The organism is Amycolatopsis sp. 2-15, from assembly GCF_030285625.1.
GTDB lineage: Bacteria > Actinomycetota > Actinomycetes > Mycobacteriales > Pseudonocardiaceae > Amycolatopsis > Amycolatopsis carbonis.
On record NZ_CP127294.1, the window covers coordinates 1,297,566 to 1,316,580 of the forward strand.

19 protein-coding genes, 2 tRNA genes and 1 pseudogene are annotated in these 19,015 nt (G+C 68.1%); 11 read left to right on the plus strand and 11 right to left on the minus strand.

Going from position 1 to position 19,015, the window contains the following annotated elements:
• Nucleotide 1: 1 nt before the first annotated feature.
• Genes pqqE through pqqB form a run of 4 tightly spaced genes read right to left on the minus strand, consistent with a single transcriptional unit; the run spans nt 2 to nt 3,022 of the window.
• Complete coding sequence (gene pqqE, locus QRX50_RS06445) at nt 2-1,126, minus strand: pyrroloquinoline quinone biosynthesis protein PqqE (protein ID WP_285971046.1); 1,125 nt, start codon at nt 1,124-1,126, stop codon at nt 2-4.
• Nucleotides 1,123-1,398, minus strand: coding sequence for a pyrroloquinoline quinone biosynthesis peptide chaperone PqqD (gene pqqD / locus QRX50_RS06450; protein WP_285971047.1), 276 nt, complete (start codon nt 1,396-1,398; stop codon nt 1,123-1,125). The genes pqqE and pqqD overlap by 4 nt, the downstream gene beginning before the upstream one ends.
• A complete protein-coding gene (gene pqqC, locus QRX50_RS06455) occupies nt 1,398-2,093 on the minus strand; it encodes a pyrroloquinoline-quinone synthase PqqC (protein ID WP_285971048.1) in 696 nt (231 codons plus the stop codon). Before pqqC ends, pqqD begins: the two co-directional genes overlap by 1 nt.
• On the minus strand, nt 2,090-3,022 hold the full coding sequence (gene pqqB / locus QRX50_RS06460; protein ID WP_285971049.1) for a pyrroloquinoline quinone biosynthesis protein PqqB: 933 nt from the start codon (nt 3,020-3,022) through the stop codon (nt 2,090-2,092). Before pqqB ends, pqqC begins: the two co-directional genes overlap by 4 nt.
• Nucleotides 3,023-3,634: 612 nt before the next feature.
• Here pqqB and hxlA point away from each other — a divergent pair.
• From hxlA to QRX50_RS06475, 3 genes are all read left to right on the plus strand, one after another.
• Nucleotides 3,635-4,264 carry a 3-hexulose-6-phosphate synthase gene (hxlA, locus tag QRX50_RS06465; RefSeq protein WP_285971050.1) on the plus strand — a complete coding sequence of 210 codons (630 nt, stop codon included), beginning with the start codon at nt 3,635-3,637 and terminating at the stop codon, nt 4,262-4,264.
• 40 nt (nt 4,265-4,304) lie between these two features.
• A complete protein-coding gene (locus QRX50_RS06470) occupies nt 4,305-4,598 on the plus strand; it encodes a hypothetical protein (protein WP_285971051.1) in 294 nt (97 codons plus the stop codon).
• Between the two features lie 504 nt (nt 4,599-5,102).
• Nucleotides 5,103-5,723 carry a GPR1/FUN34/YaaH family transporter gene (locus QRX50_RS06475; protein WP_285971052.1) on the plus strand — a complete coding sequence of 207 codons (621 nt, stop codon included), beginning with the start codon at nt 5,103-5,105 and terminating at the stop codon, nt 5,721-5,723.
• 190 nt (nt 5,724-5,913) lie between these two features.
• Here QRX50_RS06475 and QRX50_RS06480 read toward each other — a convergent pair.
• The 5 genes from QRX50_RS06480 to QRX50_RS06500 all read right to left on the minus strand — a co-directional run bounded on the left by QRX50_RS06480 (nt 5,914) and on the right by QRX50_RS06500 (nt 10,611).
• Nucleotides 5,914-5,987: transfer RNA gene (locus QRX50_RS06480), tRNA-Arg, on the minus strand.
• A 42-nt stretch (nt 5,988-6,029) separates the two neighbouring features.
• Nucleotides 6,030-6,119: transfer RNA gene (locus QRX50_RS06485), tRNA-Ser, on the minus strand.
• 75 nt (nt 6,120-6,194) lie between these two features.
• Nucleotides 6,195-7,904, minus strand: a complete 1,710-nt coding sequence (locus QRX50_RS06490) for a phosphatidylglycerol lysyltransferase domain-containing protein (protein WP_285971053.1) — start codon at nt 7,902-7,904, stop codon at nt 6,195-6,197.
• Between the two features lie 42 nt (nt 7,905-7,946).
• Nucleotides 7,947-9,938: an acetoacetate--CoA ligase gene (locus QRX50_RS06495; RefSeq protein WP_285971054.1), complete on the minus strand. Its 1,992-nt coding sequence runs from the start codon at nt 9,936-9,938 to the stop codon at nt 7,947-7,949.
• Nucleotides 9,939-9,978: 40 nt separating this feature from the next.
• Complete coding sequence (locus QRX50_RS06500) at nt 9,979-10,611, minus strand: dienelactone hydrolase family protein (protein ID WP_285971055.1); 633 nt, start codon at nt 10,609-10,611, stop codon at nt 9,979-9,981.
• Nucleotides 10,612-10,715: 104 nt separating this feature from the next.
• Here QRX50_RS06500 and hisC point away from each other — a divergent pair, with 104 nt between their 5' ends.
• The 3 genes from hisC to QRX50_RS06515 all read left to right on the plus strand — a co-directional run bounded on the left by hisC (nt 10,716) and on the right by QRX50_RS06515 (nt 12,915).
• Nucleotides 10,716-11,771 carry a histidinol-phosphate transaminase gene (gene hisC, locus QRX50_RS06505; protein WP_285971056.1) on the plus strand — a complete coding sequence of 352 codons (1,056 nt, stop codon included), beginning with the start codon at nt 10,716-10,718 and terminating at the stop codon, nt 11,769-11,771.
• A gap of 165 nt (nt 11,772-11,936) precedes the next feature.
• On the plus strand, nt 11,937-12,749 hold the full coding sequence (locus QRX50_RS06510; RefSeq protein ID WP_285971057.1) for a helix-turn-helix domain-containing protein: 813 nt from the start codon (nt 11,937-11,939) through the stop codon (nt 12,747-12,749).
• Nucleotides 12,736-12,915 carry a DUF397 domain-containing protein gene (locus QRX50_RS06515; protein WP_285971058.1) on the plus strand — a complete coding sequence of 60 codons (180 nt, stop codon included), beginning with the start codon at nt 12,736-12,738 and terminating at the stop codon, nt 12,913-12,915. The genes QRX50_RS06510 and QRX50_RS06515 overlap by 14 nt, the downstream gene beginning before the upstream one ends.
• On the opposite strand, the pseudogene QRX50_RS06520 reads toward QRX50_RS06515, so the two are convergent.
• Nucleotides 12,901-13,661: pseudogene (locus tag QRX50_RS06520) on the minus strand (sulfite exporter TauE/SafE family protein). The gene QRX50_RS06515 and the pseudogene QRX50_RS06520 overlap by 15 nt on opposite strands.
• Before the next feature lie 276 nt (nt 13,662-13,937).
• Between QRX50_RS06520 and QRX50_RS06525 the strand changes: the two are divergent.
• Genes QRX50_RS06525 through QRX50_RS06540 form a run of 4 tightly spaced genes read left to right on the plus strand, consistent with a single transcriptional unit; the run spans nt 13,938 to nt 17,195 of the window.
• Nucleotides 13,938-14,411, plus strand: coding sequence for a hypothetical protein (locus QRX50_RS06525; RefSeq protein WP_285971059.1), 474 nt, complete (start codon nt 13,938-13,940; stop codon nt 14,409-14,411).
• Nucleotides 14,408-15,031, plus strand: a complete 624-nt coding sequence (locus QRX50_RS06530; RefSeq protein WP_285971060.1) for a DUF3558 domain-containing protein — start codon at nt 14,408-14,410, stop codon at nt 15,029-15,031. Before QRX50_RS06525 ends, QRX50_RS06530 begins: the two co-directional genes overlap by 4 nt.
• Nucleotides 15,031-16,422 (plus strand): hypothetical protein, encoded by a 1,392-nt coding sequence (locus QRX50_RS06535; protein WP_285971061.1) that lies wholly within the window; start codon nt 15,031-15,033, stop codon nt 16,420-16,422. Before QRX50_RS06530 ends, QRX50_RS06535 begins: the two co-directional genes overlap by 1 nt.
• 8 nt (nt 16,423-16,430) lie before the next feature.
• Complete coding sequence (locus QRX50_RS06540; protein WP_285971062.1) at nt 16,431-17,195, plus strand: ESX secretion-associated protein EspG; 765 nt, start codon at nt 16,431-16,433, stop codon at nt 17,193-17,195.
• On the opposite strand, the gene QRX50_RS06545 is transcribed toward QRX50_RS06540, so the two are convergent.
• Nucleotides 17,192-17,836 carry a TetR/AcrR family transcriptional regulator gene (locus QRX50_RS06545; RefSeq protein WP_285971063.1) on the minus strand — a complete coding sequence of 215 codons (645 nt, stop codon included), beginning with the start codon at nt 17,834-17,836 and terminating at the stop codon, nt 17,192-17,194. The genes QRX50_RS06540 and QRX50_RS06545 overlap by 4 nt on opposite strands.
• Nucleotides 17,837-17,914: 78 nt before the next feature.
• Between QRX50_RS06545 and QRX50_RS06550 the strand changes: the two genes are divergently transcribed.
• Entirely contained in the window at nt 17,915-18,811 is an 897-nt protein-coding gene (locus QRX50_RS06550; RefSeq protein ID WP_285971064.1) for an SDR family NAD(P)-dependent oxidoreductase, read from the plus strand.
• Nucleotides 18,812-19,015: the final 204 nt, after the last annotated feature.

Consider the following 19,015-nt stretch of genomic DNA (forward strand, 5'->3'; position numbering starts at 1 on the left):
GTCAGGGTTGGCGCGCCGACACCGTCGGGCGGCGGTAAACCAGCTTTTCGCGCAGCCGTTGCCCGTCGGTTGGGACCTCCTCCTGGTTGGCGCGAACGAGAGCGTCCTGCACCAGGTGGTGGTCGGGTGAGTGCATGCACACTGGATCGGTGCGCGCCGCGTCCCCGGTCAACGCGAACGCCTGGCACCGGCAGCCACCGAAGTCGAGCTCCTTGCGCGGACAGCTCTGGCACGGATCGGGCATCCACTCCGTTCCGCGGTAGGCCTGGAACGCCTCGGACTTCGCCCAGATCCACCCGAGGTCGTGATCGCGGACCGAGGCGAAGGTCATCGTGGTGATCTCCGCAGCCACCGGGCACGGGTACACCGTGCCGTCCGGCGCGACCGTCAGCGCGTTCTGCGCCCAGCCACCCATGCACGGCTTCGGGTAGGGCTCGTAGTAGTCCGGGAGGATCCAGAGCAGTTCCATGCTTTCGCGCAGCTCGGCCTTCCGGCGTTCGTAGACGCCGACCGCGTCGTCGAGCTGGGCCTTCGTCGGCATCAGCAGATCGCGGTTGCGCAGGGCCCAGCCGTAGTATTGGGAGTTCGCGAGCTCCAGCCGCTCGGCGCCCCACGACACGCAGACGTCGATGATCGCGTCGAGCCGGGGCAGGTTCATCCGGTGCAGGACCACGTTCATGTTCAACGGCAGGCCGGCGTCGCGGATGATGCGCGCGGCGGCTTCCTTCTTGTCGAAGCGTTTGCTCGCCGCGACCAGGTTCGTCGACTCGGCCGCGTCGCCCTGGATGCTCAGCTGCGCGCTGTTGAGACCGGCTTCGACGAGCGACTTCGCCCGGCTCTCGGTGAGCCCGAGGCCGCTGGTGATCAGGTTCGTGTACAGGCCTAGCCGCCGGCACTCGGCGACCAGTGTCTCCAGGTCGCTGCGGACGAGGGGTTCGCCACCTGAGAAGTGCACCTGCACCACCCCGAGCGCGACCGCCTCGTTGATCACCCGCAACCAGTCGTCGGTGCCGAGCTCGTTCTGCCGGTCGATCAGCTCCAACGGGTTCGAGCAGTAGACGCAGTGCAACGGGCACTGGTGAGTGACTTCGGCCAGCAGGCCGTATGGCTGCGGTGCGCCGTTCATGAGACCACCACCCAACCTCGTCCACGGGCATCCTGGAGGAACGTCATCACGTCGTTCGCGAGATCGGCGGCCTCGAAATCCTGCTCGAGCTGGTCGACCAGCTGCCGCACGGTTCGGCTGCCATCGCACAGCCCCAAGATCGCCGCCCCGGACTTGTTCAGGAGCACGACCCGCTCCGGCAACAGGAGCAGCTCCACGTCACGGACGTTGTCGTGCTTGAGCATCGCCTTGGTCGCCAGCTTCGGGATGGCCCTCAAGTCGGATTCGTCCATCACGAACTCTTGCTGTACGCGAGTTCCACGGCATCCAACAGGCTCCAGAGGACGTCACACTTGAACTCCAGGACTCGCGCGCACGCATCCTGCTGTTCCCTCGACTTCGCGTGGGTGAGCACCAGCTCGAGAAGGTGCGCGATGTCTTTGGGCTGCTGCGTGAGCCGCGCCCGGAAGTACTCCAGGCCTTCCGAGGCGATCCACGGGTAGTGGTGCTGCACGTCGGTGATCCGCCGGCTGAGCAGGTCCGGCGCGAACAGTTCAGTCAGCGCCGACGCCACGGCCTCCAGCCACGGCTTCTGGCGGCAGAAGTCCACGTAGGCGTCCACGGCGAACCGCACTCCGGGCAGCACCGTGTCGGTGTCGAACAACGCTTCGCGGCTCAGGCCGACCGCCGCGCCGAGCCGGATCCACTTCTCGAGACCGCCCTCGTCGCCCGTTCGCCCGTCATGGTCGATGATGCGCTGGATCCACTGGCGCCGATCCTCCCGGCCGGGGAGCTTGGTCAGGATGAACGCGTCCTTCTTCGGCAGGTTCATCTGGTAGTAGAAGCGGTTGCGCACCCAACCCCGGAACTCCTCCTCGGTCAGCGTGCCCGAGTGCATCCGCTCGTTGAACGGGTGCAGATGGTGGTACCGCTTTTCTCCGATGGACCGCAGGTGCGCCTCGAACTCATTGGCAGACCACGGGTTCATACTTCCACCTCCAAGCCGGCTCGCCCGATCTCGATGCCCAGGTCCGTCACCCAACGCCGTTCCGGGGACTCTTCGTCGAGAATCGGGTTCGTGTTGTTGATGTGGGTATAGATCTTTCGCTTCGCCGCCAGCGCGGCCAGCGCGCGGGCCGAACCGTCGTCACCGCTGACGGGCATGTGCCCCATGGAGCGCCCGGTCCGGCTTCCCGCGCCCTGGCTGGACATTTCGTCGTCCGTCCAGAAGGTGCCGTCCACGAACACACAGTCGGCCGACGCCACCTGCTCGGCGAACTTGTCGTCCCACCGGGGCAAGGTCGGCGCGTACACCGCGGTCCCGCCGGTCACCTTGTCTTCCAGGCGGTAGCCCACCTCCCACTCCGCCGACGGGCTGCGAAGCCGGGACTCCCCGACGTAGCGCGGCGCCTTGGATCCGGTCAGGAAAGGGGTGGCGCGCAGCCGATCGTCCAGATCCAGCGGCTTGCCGACTTCGACCAGGGACCAGGTGAAGTCCGCGTAGTCGCTCAGCAGTTCGCGGACCGGGAACCACAGGGTCAGCGCCTCCAGCACGGGGTAGGTCCCGTACACCGTCAGCGAAGACCCCTCACGCAGCATCAGCAGGCCGATTGTGTGGTCGAACTCCGAGTCCGTCAGCAACACACCTGCGACCGGCGTCTTCCTGATCTCCGGACCGGGGTGCAACGAGGGATCCGCCGCGATCTGGTGGTGGACGTCCGGGGTCGCGTTCAGCAGGAACCACTGCTCGCCGTCTCCGGAGACCGCGATCCCGGCGTGGGTCGTCGCCGCTTCAGGCTTGGCCCGGGCCTTTCGGCAGCCGGCGCAAGCGCAATTCCACTGCGGATAACCGCCACCAGCCGCGGCTCCGAGGCAATGTATGAGCACAGTACGAAATCGATCCGTCAATACCGGCACGGGCCGGCTTCGGAGCACGCCTCGAGCAGCGCGCAATAAGGCGTTTGCCACCTCATGGCGTCCTCCCTCACATTAACCCCCGGCAACGGCCGGCCAAAATCAGGCACCGTTGCCCGTCGAGGGTTCAGCCAGGGCGGCTTTCTGGTAACGTCGCCCTGAACTCGGCTTGTCTTTTTCCAGCTTCTTCGCCCTCGCCTCGCCTGGCAACCAATCGCGAACGACCGGCACCGAATCACTGACGAACGGCCGCCGCGCCACCACGAGCGGATCGCCGCGCCCACGGCCGTGCCGCCGGGTGCCGAGAACCCTGCCAGAAATACCAGTTGACCTGCAGTTATTCAACGATCGGGCCGGCGGTTGCACGACACGAAGCCGAGACCCGAGGTCGACGGCGACCGCCGCCGACAGCCGGTCTCGTCCGACGACGACCGGCGACGCGCCCGAACCGCGCCGGGTCGGCAAAGGTGGGTATTTGTAGTGCGCATCGGGGGATTGTGTTTTTGCATGCCGTGGGGTGTTGCCGGTTTTCGGGTGGGTGGGGAACTGTTGTATGGGCTATTCACTGACCCGTCGGCCGGCGGGTGATCCGTCGTTGATGATGAGGAGTTCGTTGTGCGGTTGCAGGTGGCGTTGGATGTGTTGGATCTGCCGTCGGCGTTGACGTTGGCGGGTCAGGTGGCTGAGCATGTGGATATTTTGGAGTTGGGGACGCCGTTGGTGAAGTCGGCGGGGATCGCGGCGGTGTCGGCGATCAAGGCGGCTCATCCGGACAAGCTGGTGTTCGTGGATTTGAAGACGGCGGACGCGGGTGAGCTGGAGGCGGCGTTGGCGTTCGAGGCCGGCGCGGATCTGGTGACGGTGATGGGCGCGGCTGATGATGACACGGTGCGGGGTGCGGTGGCGGCGGGCCGTAAGTACGGCAAGCAGGTTGTCGCGGACATGATCACGGTGGTCGAGGGGCGGGTCGCGCGGATCCGGGAGGTCTCGAAGCTGGGTGTGTCCTTTGTGGAGATCCACGCGGGTCTGGACGAGCAGGCTCGTCCCGGTTACACGATCGACACTCTCCTGGAAGACGGTCGGCTGGCGGGTGTGCCGTTCTCGATCGCGGGCGGCATCAAGATCGACACGATCGGCGCGGTGCGTGAAGCGGGTGCGACGGTCGCGGTTGCGGGGGGTGCGATCTACAACGCCGCCGACCCGGGTGCCGCGGCGAAGGAACTCAAAAAACGCGCCACCGCCTGACCGAACGCGTCGGGAGACTTGACGAGAGAAAGGAGTCGGCGTGAAGGGCAAAGAGTCAGGTACTCGATCCAGTCAGGCACCAGCCGCACAGAACACTTACTGCGCCTTGCTCATGCAGGCCTCGGAGGTGCTGCGCCTGCGCTACGTGCAGTGCAGTCAGGACACCAGCCTGTCCCCCACCGCGGCGAGCGAGCTGGCGGCCGTCTTCGAGGGCATCGCCAAGGGCCATCCCGACTTCGACCAGATCGATCCCAAAGAGGCGATCGCCCTGGCACACCGCCTGATCGACGACGACCACCCTGAACTGTCCGGAATGTGGCCCAAGACCCGGTGACGCGGTCCTCCCTTCGGGGAGATCGCCCGCCCCGGCCCGCTCGGCCGCGGGCGGTCGCCAAGGCGCAGTTCGAGCCGACGCCGACGGGCCGCCCCTTCGACCCGGCGCCGGCAACCCGGCTCGGCCCGGAAAGCAGGCGGTAGCACCGGGTCGACCCGTCCGACCGATCGCCGACCGGTGCACCACTCCGGCCCGGCGCCGCTGGCCCAACTTGGCGAGAAAGCGGGCGGTGGCACCACATCGCCCGGCCCGACCAATCGCCAACCGGACGCACCACTCCGGCCCGGCGCCGGCAACCCGGCTCGGCCCGGAAAGCAGGCGGTACCACCGGGTCGCCTTGTCCGGCCGATCGCCGACCGGTGCACCCCTCCGGCCTGGCGCCGGCAACCCGGCTCGGCGCGGAAACCGGGCGGCGCCGCGACGTCGCCCCACCCGGCCGATCCCGGACCGCCGCCCAACCTGACCGCACTCGAGGATCATTCGCAGCTCAACGAGGAGTACACGATGTCCACTGCCGTTGCCACCGAAGTCGAAGCCCCGCCCCAGCCCGCGCCGGCGGGCGACCCGTCCATGATCGGCGTGCCCACCTTCATCGTCGGCACGACCGCGCTCGGCCTGGTGCTGACCGGGTTCGTCCCGGCGAGTGCCGTCGGCGCGTCGATTGCGGTCATCCTGCCCGCGACCGGCCTCGGCCAGCTCGTCGCGGCGGTGTGGGCGCTGTCGCTGGGCCAGAACGCCGTTGCCTCCGTGTTCGGCATCTTCGCCGGGTTCTGGCTCAGCTACTCGGCACTGGTGCTCGGCCTGACCCACAACTGGTTCGGCATCACGCCGGACGCCGCGGTCGCCACCCAGGGCGTGTTCCTGATCGCCTGGCTGCTCACGATCATCCTGCTGACCCTGGGCACCCTGCGGCTGCCCGCGGCCTTCACGGTGCTGTTCGTGCTGATCGACCTCGCGCTCGCCCTCGTGCTGTACGGCACGGTCGGCAACGCCCCGGGCGCCTCCACCGCCGGCGGCTACGTCACGTTCGCCTTCACCGCGGTCGGCATCTACCTGTACCTCGGCGCGATGTCCGCCGCCACGGGCGGCCGGGGGCTGCCGCTGGGCCGCCCGGTGCTGACCTGACGTGACCCCGGGTGGGCGTGACTCTTCACCGCCCACCCGGCGGTGGTCGACGGACCACCCCGAGCAGACCCCGCCCCGACACGGCCCCGGGCGGGGTCTGCTGTATTCCACGGGGTCCCGGACAATGTCCGGACAGCAAGAAACCCGCCGTCTCCGGCGGGTTTCTTGGTACTGCTGTCTCAACCAGACGTGCGCCCGAAGGGATTCGAACCCCTGACCTTCTGATCCGTAGTCAGATGCTCTATCCAGCTGAGCTACGGGCGCTTGTTCAGTTGTTAATCTAGCACCTGCCGAAACAGGCACCAGCGGAGGCTCCGGGATTTGAACCCGGGAGGGGGGGTTACCCCCAACCGCATTAGCAGTGCGGCGCCATAGACCAGACTAGGCGAAGCCTCCTGGGCCTTAACGACCACTGCCCAGATAGCTTACACACCCCCGAAACCCCCCGAAGGCACCCCCCGAAAGTGAAGATCAGCGTTGCAGCAGGCGCCGCAACCAGGGGGAACGGCCGCCGAGGCCCTCGGCTTCGAAGGTGGCCACGCCGACGCGCGGGAGTTCGCGCACGCCGGGATACACGAGGTACCGCGGGACCCACCGCGGCTGGAACTTGGCGTTGAAGCGGTACAGGCTCTCGATCTGGATCCAGCGCGAGAAGAAGTGCAGGACTTTCGCCGAGATACGCGCCACGGGTCCCGCGCCGATGCGTTGGCCCTGTTCCATCAGTGACCGGAACGCGGCGAAGTTCAGTGAGACGTGGTCGATGTCGTGCTCACGCGAATAGGCCAGCAGCTCGGAGATCATCAGCTCGTTCACGCCGTTGTCGGCCGACCGGTCCCGTCGCATCACGTCCAGCGACAGGCCGCGCGCGCCCCACGGCACGAACTGCAGAACGCCGCGCACGCGTCCGCCCTGTTCGGCCGTCACGATCACGGCGCCCGGGTCGCCCATCCGGCCCAGGGCCATCGAGAAGCCGCGTTCGGTCTCGGTGCCCCGCCACGCCGCGGCCAGCAGCACCAGCTCGTCCAGCTCGTCCGGCCGCAGGTCCTCCGCGCGCCGCACCAGCACCTTGTACCCCGCCCGGCGTGTCCGCGAAGCCGCTTGGCGGACGCCGCGCATGATGCGGCCGTCCAGCGTGAAGCCGGCCGTGTCGACGATGGCCTCGTCGCCGATCTCCAGCACCTCCAGCCCGAAGCGCGCCCACACCGTCGCCCCGAGCTCGGACGCGCCCATCGCCGCCGGCACCCAGGCGTTGCGCTTGCAGATCTCCAGGTACTCCTCGATCGCGCCCGGCCACGCCTCGTGGTCGCCCAGCGGATCGGCCGACGTCAGCGCGACGCCGGCGATCACGCGGTACGTCACGGCCGCCTTGCCCGTCTTCGAGAACACCGCGAACTTGTCGCGCCGCAGCGCGAAGTAGCCCAGCGAGTCGCGGTCGCCGTGCTCGATCAGCAGGACCTGCAGGCGCGCCAGCTCTTCGTCCGACAGCCCCGGCGCGGGCTCAGCCGAGCGCAGCAGGAAGTACGCCGACACGAGCACCGCCGCGATGCTGAAGAGCAGCCCGATCGCCGCCGACAGGTCCTCCAGCCACAGCCCGTGGAACACGGCGGGACCGCTCACACCCACCAGCGCCAGCCCGGACTGCGAAAGCCGGGCGGGGAAGCTCAGCGGCTCGAGCATCCGCCCGGACGCCACCGACAGCAGCACCACGTTGATCACGAACCCCGCCAGCACCAGCTGCAGGAACACCCGCACCGCGCGCCAGCGGCCCGTCGTCGGGTCCGGCTCCGCGACGAAGTAGCGCCGGTTCACGATCAGCCCGACCAGCAGCACCACCGACACCACGCCCGCACCGAACGCGTGCCGCAGCCCCAGGTGTGACAAGGTCAACAACACCGCGAACCCGACCGCGAGCTGCCACGCCCGCCGCTTCCGCCGCCGAAGTCCCGCCGCGAGCATGATCAGAAACACGCCCGCGACGACAGGCACGGTCGCCGCCGCGACGGTCGCTTCCTGAGGCAGCTCCAGCCACTCGGCCAGATGACCGCGCAGGCTACGACCGGACGGCACCAACACGGAAAGTAACGTCAACAGCCCGGCGAGCCTGGTCACCCAGGTGATCGCCTTGACGGACGTCACGCCCGCCACCTGCCAGGTGTGCTGCGCGCGTGTCCCCGTCACCACGCGTGCAACACGTACGGCCCAGCCATGCTTCCCCCTGCTTCGTCACCGCCCGGCGAGCTCCCCCGCGAGCTCCGTGAACGGGGCCAACGCGGCCGGGTTGGCCAGCGCGTCCCTGCTCACAGCCCTCTCCGGCGCGACTCCGGAGAGTATCTTTTTCACCGGTACCTCACATTTCTTACCGTTCAAGGTACGGGGGATCTCACCGACCACCACGAACCGGTCGGGAACGTGTCGCGGTGACAGAGCGCTACGAAGCTCCTTCCGCAGCTTCGGCTCCACGGCAGCAAGATCCACCCCCGGCGCGAGCACGAGGAAACACAGCAGCTGCCCGTCGTCGTTGCCGGCCGCGGAGGTGTCCACGACCAGGGAGTCGGCCACCTCGTCGAAGCCCTCCACCACGCGGTAGAACTCCGCCGTGCCCATGCGCACGCCGCCGCGGTTGAGTGTGGAGTCGCTGCGGCCGTAGATCACGGCGGAGCCGCGCGGGGTCACGCGGATCCAGTCGCCGTGGCGCCAGACGCCGGGGTACATGTCGAAGTACGCCTCGTGCAGCCGGGTGCCGTCGGGGTCGTTCCAGAAGAACACCGGCATCGACGGCATGGGCTCGGTGATCACCAGCTCGCCGACCTGGTCGACCAGCGGGTTGCCGGCCTCGTCGTACGACGCGACGGCCGCGCCCAGCGCCCGGCACGACAGCTCGCCCAGCCACACCGGCACGTCCGGCGACGCCGCCACGAACGCCGCGCACAGGTCCGTGCCGCCCGAAACCGAGCAGATCTGCACCGACTTCCCGATCTTGTCGGCGATCCACCGGAAGCCCTCGACCGACAGCGGCGCACCCGTGGAACCCAAGGCGCGCAACGCACTCAGGTCGTAGCGCGCCGACGGTTCGAGCCCCGCCTTGAGGCAGCTCTGGATGAACGGCGCCGACGTGCCGAAGTACGTGATGCGGTGTTGTTCGGCGAGGTGCCACAGCACGTCGAGGTCCGGGTGGCCGGGGCTGCCGTCGTAGAGCACGATCGTCGACCCCACGAGCAGGCCCGAGATGAGGAAGTTCCACATCATCCAGCCGGTGGTGGTGAACCAGAAGAACCGTTCGCCCGGCCCGAGATCCGCTTGCAGCGAAAGGGCTTTGAGGTGCTCGATGACGATCCCGCCGTGGCCCTGCACAATCCCCTTCGGCAGGCCCGTCGTGCCCGACGAGTACAGCACCCACAGCGGGTGCCCGAACTCCACCGGCTCGTAGGCCAGCTGAGTGCCGGAGTGCTCGGCGAGCAGCGCGTTCCAGTCGAATGCGCCGTCGACGGTCCCGCCGCCCACGTATTTCACGAGAACGGTCGCGTTCAGCGACGGGATGTCGGCGCGCAACCGCTCGACCGTGGGGGTGACGTCGAACTCGCGGCCGTTGTAGGCGTAGCCGTTGACCGCGATGAGCACCTTCGGCTCGATCTGCGTGAAGCGGTCGGAAATCGCGCGCACGCCGAAGTCGGGTGAGCACGACGACCAGATCGCGCCCAGCGACGCCGCCGCCAGGAACGCGACGAGCGTCTGCGGGCAGTTCGGCGCCAGCGCCACCACGCGGTCGCCCTTCGCGACGCCCAGCGCCTTCAACGCTCCCCGCGCCGCGGCGACCTGCGCGCGAAGGTCTCCGTACGTGAGCTGCTCGGCGAAGCCGTCTTCGCGGTGGAAGATCACGGCGAGCTCGTCGTCGCCCTTCGCCGCGCCCGCGACGCCCGGGCTGAGCGCGTGCTCCGCGTAGTTCAGCGTGCCGCCGTCGAACCACTTCGCGTTCGGCATCGTGCCCGAGAGGACCTCTCGTGGCTTCTCGTGCCAGCGCACGCCGGAGAACTCGGCGACGGCCGCCCAGAAGTCGGGCACATGTTCCACGGAGTAGCGCCAGAGCGAGTCGTAGTCGCCGACCTCCACGCCGCGTTCTTCCCGCAGCCACCTGCGGAACGCTTCGATACGGGTGTCGGACACGCGGCTCGGGTCGGGTCGCCAGAGCACTTCGGGAACATCGGCAATCTGGGTCACCCGCCGAGGTTAACTGCGGCTAACCACCCCCGCCACTGTCTTACCGCAGGTGCGCGTCGAACCAGTCCAACGTGCGCTGCCAGGCTTCCTCGGCCGCGCCCGGGTCGGCGTCGAAGCGGTGGTTGGCGCCCGGGTAGCGCACGACGTTCGTGGCCACCTTCGCCGACGCCGCCGCTTCGCGCAGCTGCTCCACTTCGGCGCCCCCGGCCTCGTCACCGGCGTCGCCGTACATGCCGAGCCACGGGCTGGTCACGTGACCCGCGATGTCCAGCAGCCGCGGCAGCTCCGTCACGCGCTGGCCGCCCACGCTCACCGCCGCGCCGAGCCGCCGGTGCGACGCGACCACGAGCGCCGCCGTGCCACCCAGGTCGAAGCCGACGACGCCGCGCAGATCGGCCTCCACCCCGTGCTCGACCAGCCAGTCGAGTGTGATGTCCGTCGCGTCGAGGAGGTCCTGCTGCGTGAGCTTTTCGCCGCCGTCGATGTGGGGCGTGACGGTGAGCCAGCCTTCGTTCGCCAGGCTCGCGACGAGCAGCACCACCCCGTCGGTGACCCCGTCGCCTTCGTGCAGGACAACGAGGCCGCCGCGGATGGCACCGTCAGGCTCCGCGAAGGTGAGGCGCAGAGCGCGGCCGTCGGTACGCTGATAATCCACGGTGCTCGTCGACGTCATCACCTCATGCAATCACCTCCGGGTGAACATTGGGAACCTTTGTGGATCCGTCGTCGCGAGATACGGTGGCCAGGCCGTCCCGTTTGACCCGAGGAGTACCGACGATGCCGTCCCTCGCACCGCGCCCCGACCTTGATTCGTTGCCGAAGTACGTCCCCGGCCGGACGATCCAAGGCGCGATCAAGCTCGCGAGCAATGAGGTGCCGGGCGGCCCGCTGCCCAGCGTGCGCGCCGCCATCACCGACGCGATGGCCGACGTCAACCGTTATCCGGACGCGGGTTCGCTCGCCCTGCGCCAGCGGCTCGCCGCCGACCTCGACGTAACCGTCGACCAGGTCGCGATCGGCTGCGGCTCGGTCGCCCTGTGCCAGCAGCTGGTGCAGGCCGTCTGCGGCCCAGGCGACGAAGCGATGTATGCGTGGCGCTCCTTCGAGGCCTACCCGATCGTCGTGCAGGTCGCGCACGCCGAGTCGGTGAAGGTGCCGCTGACCTCCGGCCACGGCCTGGACCTCGACGCGATGCTCGCCGCGATCACGGACCGCACGAAACTCGTGTTCGTCTGCAACCCCAACAACCCCACCGGCACCGTGCTGACGCGTGACGAGATCGCGCGCTTCATCGACGCCGTGCCGTCGCACGTGCTGGTCGTGCTCGACGAGGCGTACAAGGAGTTCGTGACGGACGCGGATGTCCCCGACGGCATCGAGTTCACGCGCACGCACGACAACGTGGCGGTACTGCGCACTTTTTCCAAGGCGTACGGGCTCGCCGGCCTCCGCGTGGGGTACGCCGTGGCGTCGCCCGCCATCGCCGAAGCGCTTCGGCAGGTCTGCGTCACGTTCTCGGTGAACGCCATCGCGCAGGTGGCCGCCATGGCATCGCTCGACGCCGCCGACGAACTACTGGAGCGCTGCCGGGAAATCGTCGTCGAGCGCGAACGTGTGCGGACCGCGTTGCTCGAAATGGGCTACGAGATCCCGCCGACCCAGGCGAACTTCGTGTGGTTCCCCCTCGGCGAGCGGACGGTCGCCTTCGCCGAGCACATGCTCGACCGCAAGCTCATCGTGCGCCCCTTCGCCGGCGACGGGGCCCGGGTGACCATCGGGACGCCGGAGGAGAACGACCAGTTCCTGGCTGCCGCGCGGGAGTACCTGGCGTGACGGGGTGGCAAGAATCAGCGGGACGGCATCCGTTCCGCTGATCTTGCCGCGTCACTCTCCCTGCTTTGGTGAGGGCGGGCATAGTTTTGCCCGACGGCGGGGACAACCGAACGAGACACCACTGCGCGTGAACGCGAAATCGGCGACGAGATGAAGCGCCTTCGCGTGCGCGCGGACTTGACTGCGGCCGACCTTTCGAAGCGCGTGGGCTTCTCGGCGAGCAAGATTTCCCGCATGGAGAGCGGCGCCCGCGGGGTGACCGAGATCGACGCGACCCTGTTCGCGGCGAACTGCGGCGCTTCTCGCAAAGAGGTGCTGAACCTGGTCGGACTCGTGCGCGAGGCCGACGACGGGTATCGACTGCGCCCGCATGAGGAGCGACTCTCGGACGAACTTCCTTCGCTCATCGTCGCTGAGACCGGTTCCAGCGAGATCATCCAGTTCGAACCGCTGGTGATCCCGGGGATCCTGCAGACCGAGGAATACATCCGAGCGCTCTTCCGCTGGGGCGGCTACTACGACGAGGAAGGTGTGAACCTCCGCGTTCAGACCCGACTCGCCCGGCAAACATTGCTGCGGCGCAAGGATTCGCCGTTCTTCACCTTCTACATCCACGAGCAAGTCTTGCGTGCACCAGTCGCCGACCGCGCGATTATGCATGAACAAATCCTGCATCTACTGCTTACGTCATCCATGGAGCGCTGCGCTGTTCGAATAGTCCTCGATAAGACTTGCCAGAACGGCGTGATGGGGACCGGCTTCCGGGTCATGCGCTACAACGGTCAGCGGCCCATCATCTACACCGAGAATCAGACCTCGAGCCTGTTCTTCGAGAAGCCGGAGGACATCGAGGAGTACCGCCGAGTGCTGGCGCAAGTAGCGAATTTCGCGTTGGATGGAGCACAATCGCGCGAGTGGCTTGCCGCGCTGGCAAGCGAGTACGACCAAGTGAAGGACGGCCCGGATGAACTCCCGTGACCTCGTGTGGCGCAAGAGCAGCTACAGCGGCAACACCAACGGGGACTGTGTCGAGGTCGCGCTGAGCACTGAGACCGTCAGCGTGCGAGACACCAAGGCTCGTTCGGCGGGCGAGCTGCGGGTACCGGCCGAAGCGTGGCAGGCCTTCGTCTCACTTCACGACTAGTTCCACCACCGCCGCCACGCCGATCACCACGATCACGGCCCTCAACACCGTCGGCGACATCTTCCGCCCGACCTTCGCCCCGATCTGCCCCCCGATCGTCGACCCGACGGCGAGCAACCCGATCACCGGCCAGCTCACCGGGGCGACGACGGCGTAGATGAGGCCGGCGACGACGTTGACAACTGCGGCGAGGACGTTCTTGACTCCGTTGAGCCGTTGCAGCGGCTCGGACAGCAGCATCCCCATCACGGCCATCATCATCACGCCCTGCGCGGCGGTGAAGTAACCGCCGTAAATCCCGATGACGAACAGCAACCCGAGCAGCAACGGCCCGGGCTTGTGCTCGGTCCCGTTGGCGTCACGCCGCTTCTGCACCCACTTCGACACCTTCGGCTGCACGATCACCAACACCACCGCCAGCCCCACCAGCACCGGCACGATCGTCTCGAAGGCGTCCTTGGGCAACGTCAGCAGCAGAATCGTCCCCCGATCGCCCCGAAAAACGACGCGATCGAGAACCTGACGATCTGCGGCCAATACCCCTCCAACTCGGCCCGGTACCCGTACGCCCCACTGATCGTCCCGGGCGCCAGCCCCACGGCGTTCGACGTCGTCGCCGTGATGGGCGGATACCCCAACGCGACGAGCACCGGAAACGTCACCAACGTCCCCGACCCGACCACCGCGTTGATCGTCCCCGCCCACACCCCGGCGACGAAGATGATCACCGCATGCCACCACGTCATAACTCACCCACCCCGGCACCCTAAGCACCCCGCCCCACCCCCGCGACGCGATGTGTCAGGAGGAACAGCCCGACTCCGGGACTTCCGCCGGATCCAGGCTGGCACTCGGCCAAAAAGCCTGCGCGCCGTCATCCCCGACCACCCGATCGGCGACACCACCCTGGTGCGGTTCGACCGACTCCGGCAAAATGCCCACCCGAGGGTGATCGGTCCATTACCTTTACCGCTGGGGAGGGCCCGCGGTCGGGCCGACGCGTCATCAAGAGGGGGAAGGCAGTGGCTGAGACTGCCTCGGAGCCAAGCTGGCTCACCGGGCTCGACTTCGTCATCACGGACGCACCCGCCGGCGGCGCCGCAGCGCCCAGCGGCGCCGGCGACGTACCCAACGGCGGCCCACCACCGGGCGGCCGGTTCAGCCTGAGCCGTGAGGAAGCCCAGAGCATGCTCACGGTGGCCCAACGCGTCCGCGACAGTCTCCAAATGATGAACCGGACGGCACAAGGGTTACTTCAGGTCCGTCCTCCAACAGATGACCCTGGTAGTGCCGGCTACAACCAGATGCTCGTCGGCAACGGCGGTGGCGGCGCGTTCAACAAGGGCGCCGAGCAGGTCAACCGCGAACTCACCTACTCGATTCAGCTGGTCAAGAAGCTGCAGGACGCGCTGGGGATCACCGTCGCCACAGACGCGGCGTCAGCGGATGCGGTCAAGGCCGCAGCAAGTGGAAACCAGAGCGAGGGGCTCGCGTGACGACCAAGCGACTGCTTTTGACTTTCACGAGCGCGGCGGCGACCTTCGCGGTCGTCGCAGGATGCTCGGGTGGAGCCGTCCCGCCTCCGGCGAGCACTTCGCCGTCGCCGGTCGAGGCGCTGCCGCACAGCGGTGCCCCCAAGGTCGAGCGGCCGTTGCCCGCGTCGGTGTTGTCCGGCGACCCGTGCCAGGAAGCGTTGACCTCGGACCAGCTCAAGGAAATTTTCGGCACAACGACGCAAGGCAAGCGCGATGACACGTCCGGCCTCGGCCCTGACTGTCACTGGAACAACACCAACACCGGTGCCGCCGTCGACGTCAACTACGTCACGCAGACGCGCCAGGGACTCAGCGGTGTCTACCAGAACACAAAACCGCAGGTCAGCTTGTGGAAAGAACTTTCTCCTATCCAAGGTTTCCCGGCCGCAGCACATTCGTCCGAGAGTCCTGACTCGATGCACGTCTTCTGCCAGGTCAGCACCGGAATCCGCGACGATCTGTCGTTCGACACATCGCTGACTCTGAGCACAGCCAACGTCGGCAAAGTCAATCCTTGCGATATTGCCGCGCAAGTGGCTGACATGGTCGTCACCAACCTGCGCCAGAAAGCGGGTGCGTAGTGGGCTTCTTCGACATGGTCGGCGACAGCGCGAAGTGGGTGGGCGACCGGTTCAGCGACGCTGGGCACTGGGCGAGCGACGTCTGGCACGGCAACGTCGGCACGCAGTCCGTCCCCGCCCCCGAGCTGGTGCAGAAGATCCTCGGCAGCGGTGGCGCCTCGAGCTGGCACGATGGAGGTGGCAAGGCCACTCAGCTGGCAACCGATCACCACAATCTCAGCTCGGACATTCAGCGGCTCAGCACCGGCCTCGAATCCGTGTGGACCGGAAACGGAGCCGACGCCGCGCAGTCCCGGATCAAGATGTTCTCCGAAGCCACCACCTCGGCGGCGCAGACGTACACCACGAACAGCCAGAACCTGACCGGACTGGCGCACGGGTTCGACGAGATGAAGAAGGCCCTGCAGCCGATGCCGGGAACGCCGCCACACAAGGATTTCGTTGATGTGGCGACGCCGTGGGACACGGATACCGAAGACAAGATCAACCAGTACAACCAGCTCGCCCAGCAGAACCTGCAGCGCTACAACGGGTACGCGCAGCAGGCACAGACCAGCGGCCAAGGCCTCAAGGCGGACTATGGCCAGCTGAACCCCTTCGACGACACCGTGGCGCTCACCCAGCAGAAGAAGATCATCGAGCAGAACCACCCCCGCAAGAACACGACCGACGACGACAAGACGTCCACCTCACAGTCCGAGGTCGACACCCGGCACATCACGACCCCTCCGCCGACGACGCCCCCGCCGACCACGCCGCCGCCCAATATTCCGCCGCCGACGGTGTTGCCGCCGCCGACGGGGCGGCCGATCACGCCGCCGGAGCACAGGCCGCCGCGGGACGTTTATCCGCCTGGTAAGACGACGGATGACGACGACACGCACACGTCCAGTGATCTGGACGATCCGCGGGTCCCGCCGCCCGGGCAGCGGTTCCCGGTCGGCAGTGGGAATCCGTCGTGGTCGGCGACGGGTGGCGGGGACGGTTTCGGGCCTGGCGGTTTCGGCGTAGGCGCCGGGGCCGGCGCGGGCGCCGGCGGCGCAGGTGGGTCCGGGGCGTTCGGCGGACGCGGCGGGTCAGGGGCCGGGACCGGAACCGGGTCGCGGCTCAGTGGTGGTGCCGGGTCCGGGGTGTTCGGCGAAGAAGGCGGCCGTGGTGGCGCGTTGGCCGGTCGCGGAGCAGCCGGCGGTGCGGCCGGCGCCAAGGGTTCGCCCGGGATGGGCGGCATGGGCGCGGCCGGCAGCAAGGGCAAAGGCGAGGAAGACGCCGAGCACCAGCGCAAGTACGGCATCGACGACGACTCGGCCTTCTCGCTCCTCGACGACGAGGACGGCAGGCTCCTCGATCCCCACACCGGCCTTCCGCCGACGCCCCCGACCATCGGAGCCTGAGCAGACCGATGAAGATCATCGACAGGCCGGTGCGGTTGCCCCGGCCGGTGTTCCTGGTTGCGTGGACCGTCGCCGAGCTCGGGGAGCCGCCGATCGTGGTCGGGCCGGACCAGACTTACCGCACCGACGAGGCCGACGCGACGTTGCGCCGGCGTGCGCTGGATGCGTTGTACGACTTGGGGTTGGCCACGTCCGCCGGGGAGCTCACCGCGCAGTGGCGCGCGACGTTGGAGGTCCTGGCCAACCCCGCGCGCGAGATGTACTCGTGGAGCAACTTCCGCGACGGCGAGGACGACGGCGCGATCCTCGTGGCCGAGTCAGGCCGTGACGCCGTGCGCCTGATCACCGACCACCGGGTGGTCCAGCTCGACCCGATCCCGGCGCGCGAGGCCGCGGAACACCTGGTGGACGCGCTGCCCACCCGCCCGCCGGCGCGGCTGGCGGCGATGAGCGTGCCGAAGGCCCACTTCGAGGACGTGGGGCGCGACTACGAGTCCGACAATCCACTGACCGAGATGTCCCACGAAGCCGACGAGCTCCGCCGCCTCATGCGCGCCGGTCGCGATGCCGCGCACCAGCTCTACGTCGCGACGCGCGACGACGCCGGCCGGCGGACGCGCAGCACCCCGATGTCCGTCCTGGACCTCACCGGGCGCGGCCGCGTGCTGACGTTCGTCGGCAACACCAACGGCGAGGCGCGCATCAACCTCCACCCCGGACACCGCGCGCACCTCATCGAGGCGCTGCACCTCGCGTCGAACGCGCTCGGTTAACGCTCGGCCAGGCCTTCCGCGGTGGCTTTCAGCAGCCGCGTGAGGCGGGGCTCGAAGTCGAGCGCCGTGTGGGACCAGCGGGGTTCCTGGCGGTAGAGCTCGGCGAGGGTTGCCGTCGGGTGCGAGAGCTGCCAGAAGTACGACGTGGTGCCGAGCAGGGCGGCGATGACGTCGTGGACCTGTTGTGCGGTCAGGGTTCCGGCGTTGACGAGGGTCTCGACGATCACGTCGTACGCCTTGAAGGACCGCGTTTTGTACTGCCGCGCGCGCTCGACGGAGACGTCACCTTCGAGGCTGAGCGACACGTGCGTGAGCAGGTCGCAGAAGAGCGGGAGCGTGACGATCGTCGCGCTGAGCGCCTCGGCGAGCTCGCCCGGCGGCAGGCCGCGGGCGCCGGCGAGGCGGGCGGTGAGGACGTCACGCCACTCCTCCCACCCGCGTTCGGCGAGCTCGAGGAACAGCTCCTCGCGGCTGGCGAAGTACCGCCGCACCGCCGACGCGTGCAGCCCCGCCGCCTCCGTGACGGCCGCGAGCGTCACGTGCCGCACCCCGCCCAGCTCGACGGCCAGCCTGCGGGCCGCGGCGAGGAGGTCCTCGGCGCGCTGCAGCTTGGCTTCCTCGGAACGTGCTCGGCGATGCACACCACATCTTAACGCAAGTTGGGTGCGTTACCTCGCCTCGGGGTGCTACGGTCTCAATAACGCAATCGAATTGCGTTAATGGAACCTCGGAGGTTGTTGTGGTCTTCTTCGTCACCGGCGCTTCGCGCGGCCTGGGCCGCCAGATCGTGGAGCGCCCTGTCCGCCGGACACCAGGTCGTGGCGACCGCCCGGGACCCGCGTTCGCTCGATGACCTGCGGGAACGCTTCGGGTCGCAGGTGCACGTCGAGGCCCTGGACGTGACCGATCCTGCCGCCGCGGAAGCCGCCGTCGCAGGTGGCGTGCGCGCTTTCGGCCGGCTCGACGTCGTCGTGAACAACGCCGGCCAAGGCGACCGCGCAGCCCTCGAGGACACGTCGCTGGACGTCTTCCGGCGCCAGGTGGAGACCAATTTCCTGGGTACGGTCTACGTCACCAAGGCGGCCGTTCCGGTGCTTCGCCGGCAGGGCGGCGGGCGGATCATCCAGATTTCCTCGGTGGGCGGACGGATCGGGAGCCCGGGGATGACGGCGTACCAGTCGGCGAAGTGGGCCGTCGGCGGGTTCAGCGAGGCTCTTGCCGCCGAGGTCGCACCGCTTGGCATCAAGGTCACCGTGCTCGAACCCGGCGGCATGCGCACGGACTGGGCCGGCTCGTCCATGACGACGCCACCGATCAGCACGCCCTACGAGCCGACGGTCGGCGCCTCGGCCCGCGCGATGGCGGGCTTTGAGAAGACCGCGACCAGCGATCCGGCTCTTGTCGCCGACCTGGTGCTCCGGGTCGCGGAGCTTCCGGACCCTCCGCTGCGGCTGCTGGCCGGCAGCGACGCGTACGAATACGGCCGCGAAGTCTGGCGCAACCGGTTGGCTGTGGACGAAAAATACGCGGAACTGAGCCTTTCAACGGATCACCCGGATGCCGGCGAGAATTGGCACGCGCAACGGGGCAACAGTCTTCCAACAGTCAGCAACTGACACCCGCAACGGGCCCGCCCAACAGCCAGTGCACCCAGCCCTGGCCCTGCACCTCGATCCCCGCCTTCCACACGGTCTGGATTATTTGTCAAGGTACTCTTTCCCGCCTTGACAAATAATCCAGACCGTAGTGACGATTAAAGATCGGGGTGCCAATCTTCACCACCAGGGCGCAATGATCTGCACAGCGGGTCGAGCCGCCCA

Bases quoted from the DNA above. Each gene is read 5' to 3' on its own strand.
- pqqE (WP_285971046.1), bottom strand. From the start codon at position 1,126: ATGAACGGCGCACCGCAGCCATACGGCCTGCTGGCCGAAGTCACTCAC.
- pqqD (WP_285971047.1), bottom strand. From the start codon at position 1,398: ATGGACGAATCCGACTTGAGGGCCATCCCGAAGCTGGCGACCAAGGCG.
- pqqC (WP_285971048.1), bottom strand. From the start codon at position 2,093: ATGAACCCGTGGTCTGCCAATGAGTTCGAGGCGCACCTGCGGTCCATC.
- QRX50_RS06475 (WP_285971052.1), top strand. From the start codon at position 5,103: ATGTCCACTGCCGTTGCCACCGAAGTCGAAGCCCCGCCCCAGCCCGCG.
- QRX50_RS06500 (WP_285971055.1), bottom strand. From the start codon at position 10,611: ATGACGTCGACGAGCACCGTGGATTATCAGCGTACCGACGGCCGCGCT.
- hisC (WP_285971056.1), top strand. From the start codon at position 10,716: ATGCCGTCCCTCGCACCGCGCCCCGACCTTGATTCGTTGCCGAAGTAC.
- QRX50_RS06515 (WP_285971058.1), top strand. From the start codon at position 12,736: ATGAACTCCCGTGACCTCGTGTGGCGCAAGAGCAGCTACAGCGGCAAC.
- QRX50_RS06540 (WP_285971062.1), top strand. From the start codon at position 16,431: ATGAAGATCATCGACAGGCCGGTGCGGTTGCCCCGGCCGGTGTTCCTG.
- QRX50_RS06550 (WP_285971064.1), top strand. From the start codon at position 17,915: ATGGAACCTCGGAGGTTGTTGTGGTCTTCTTCGTCACCGGCGCTTCGC.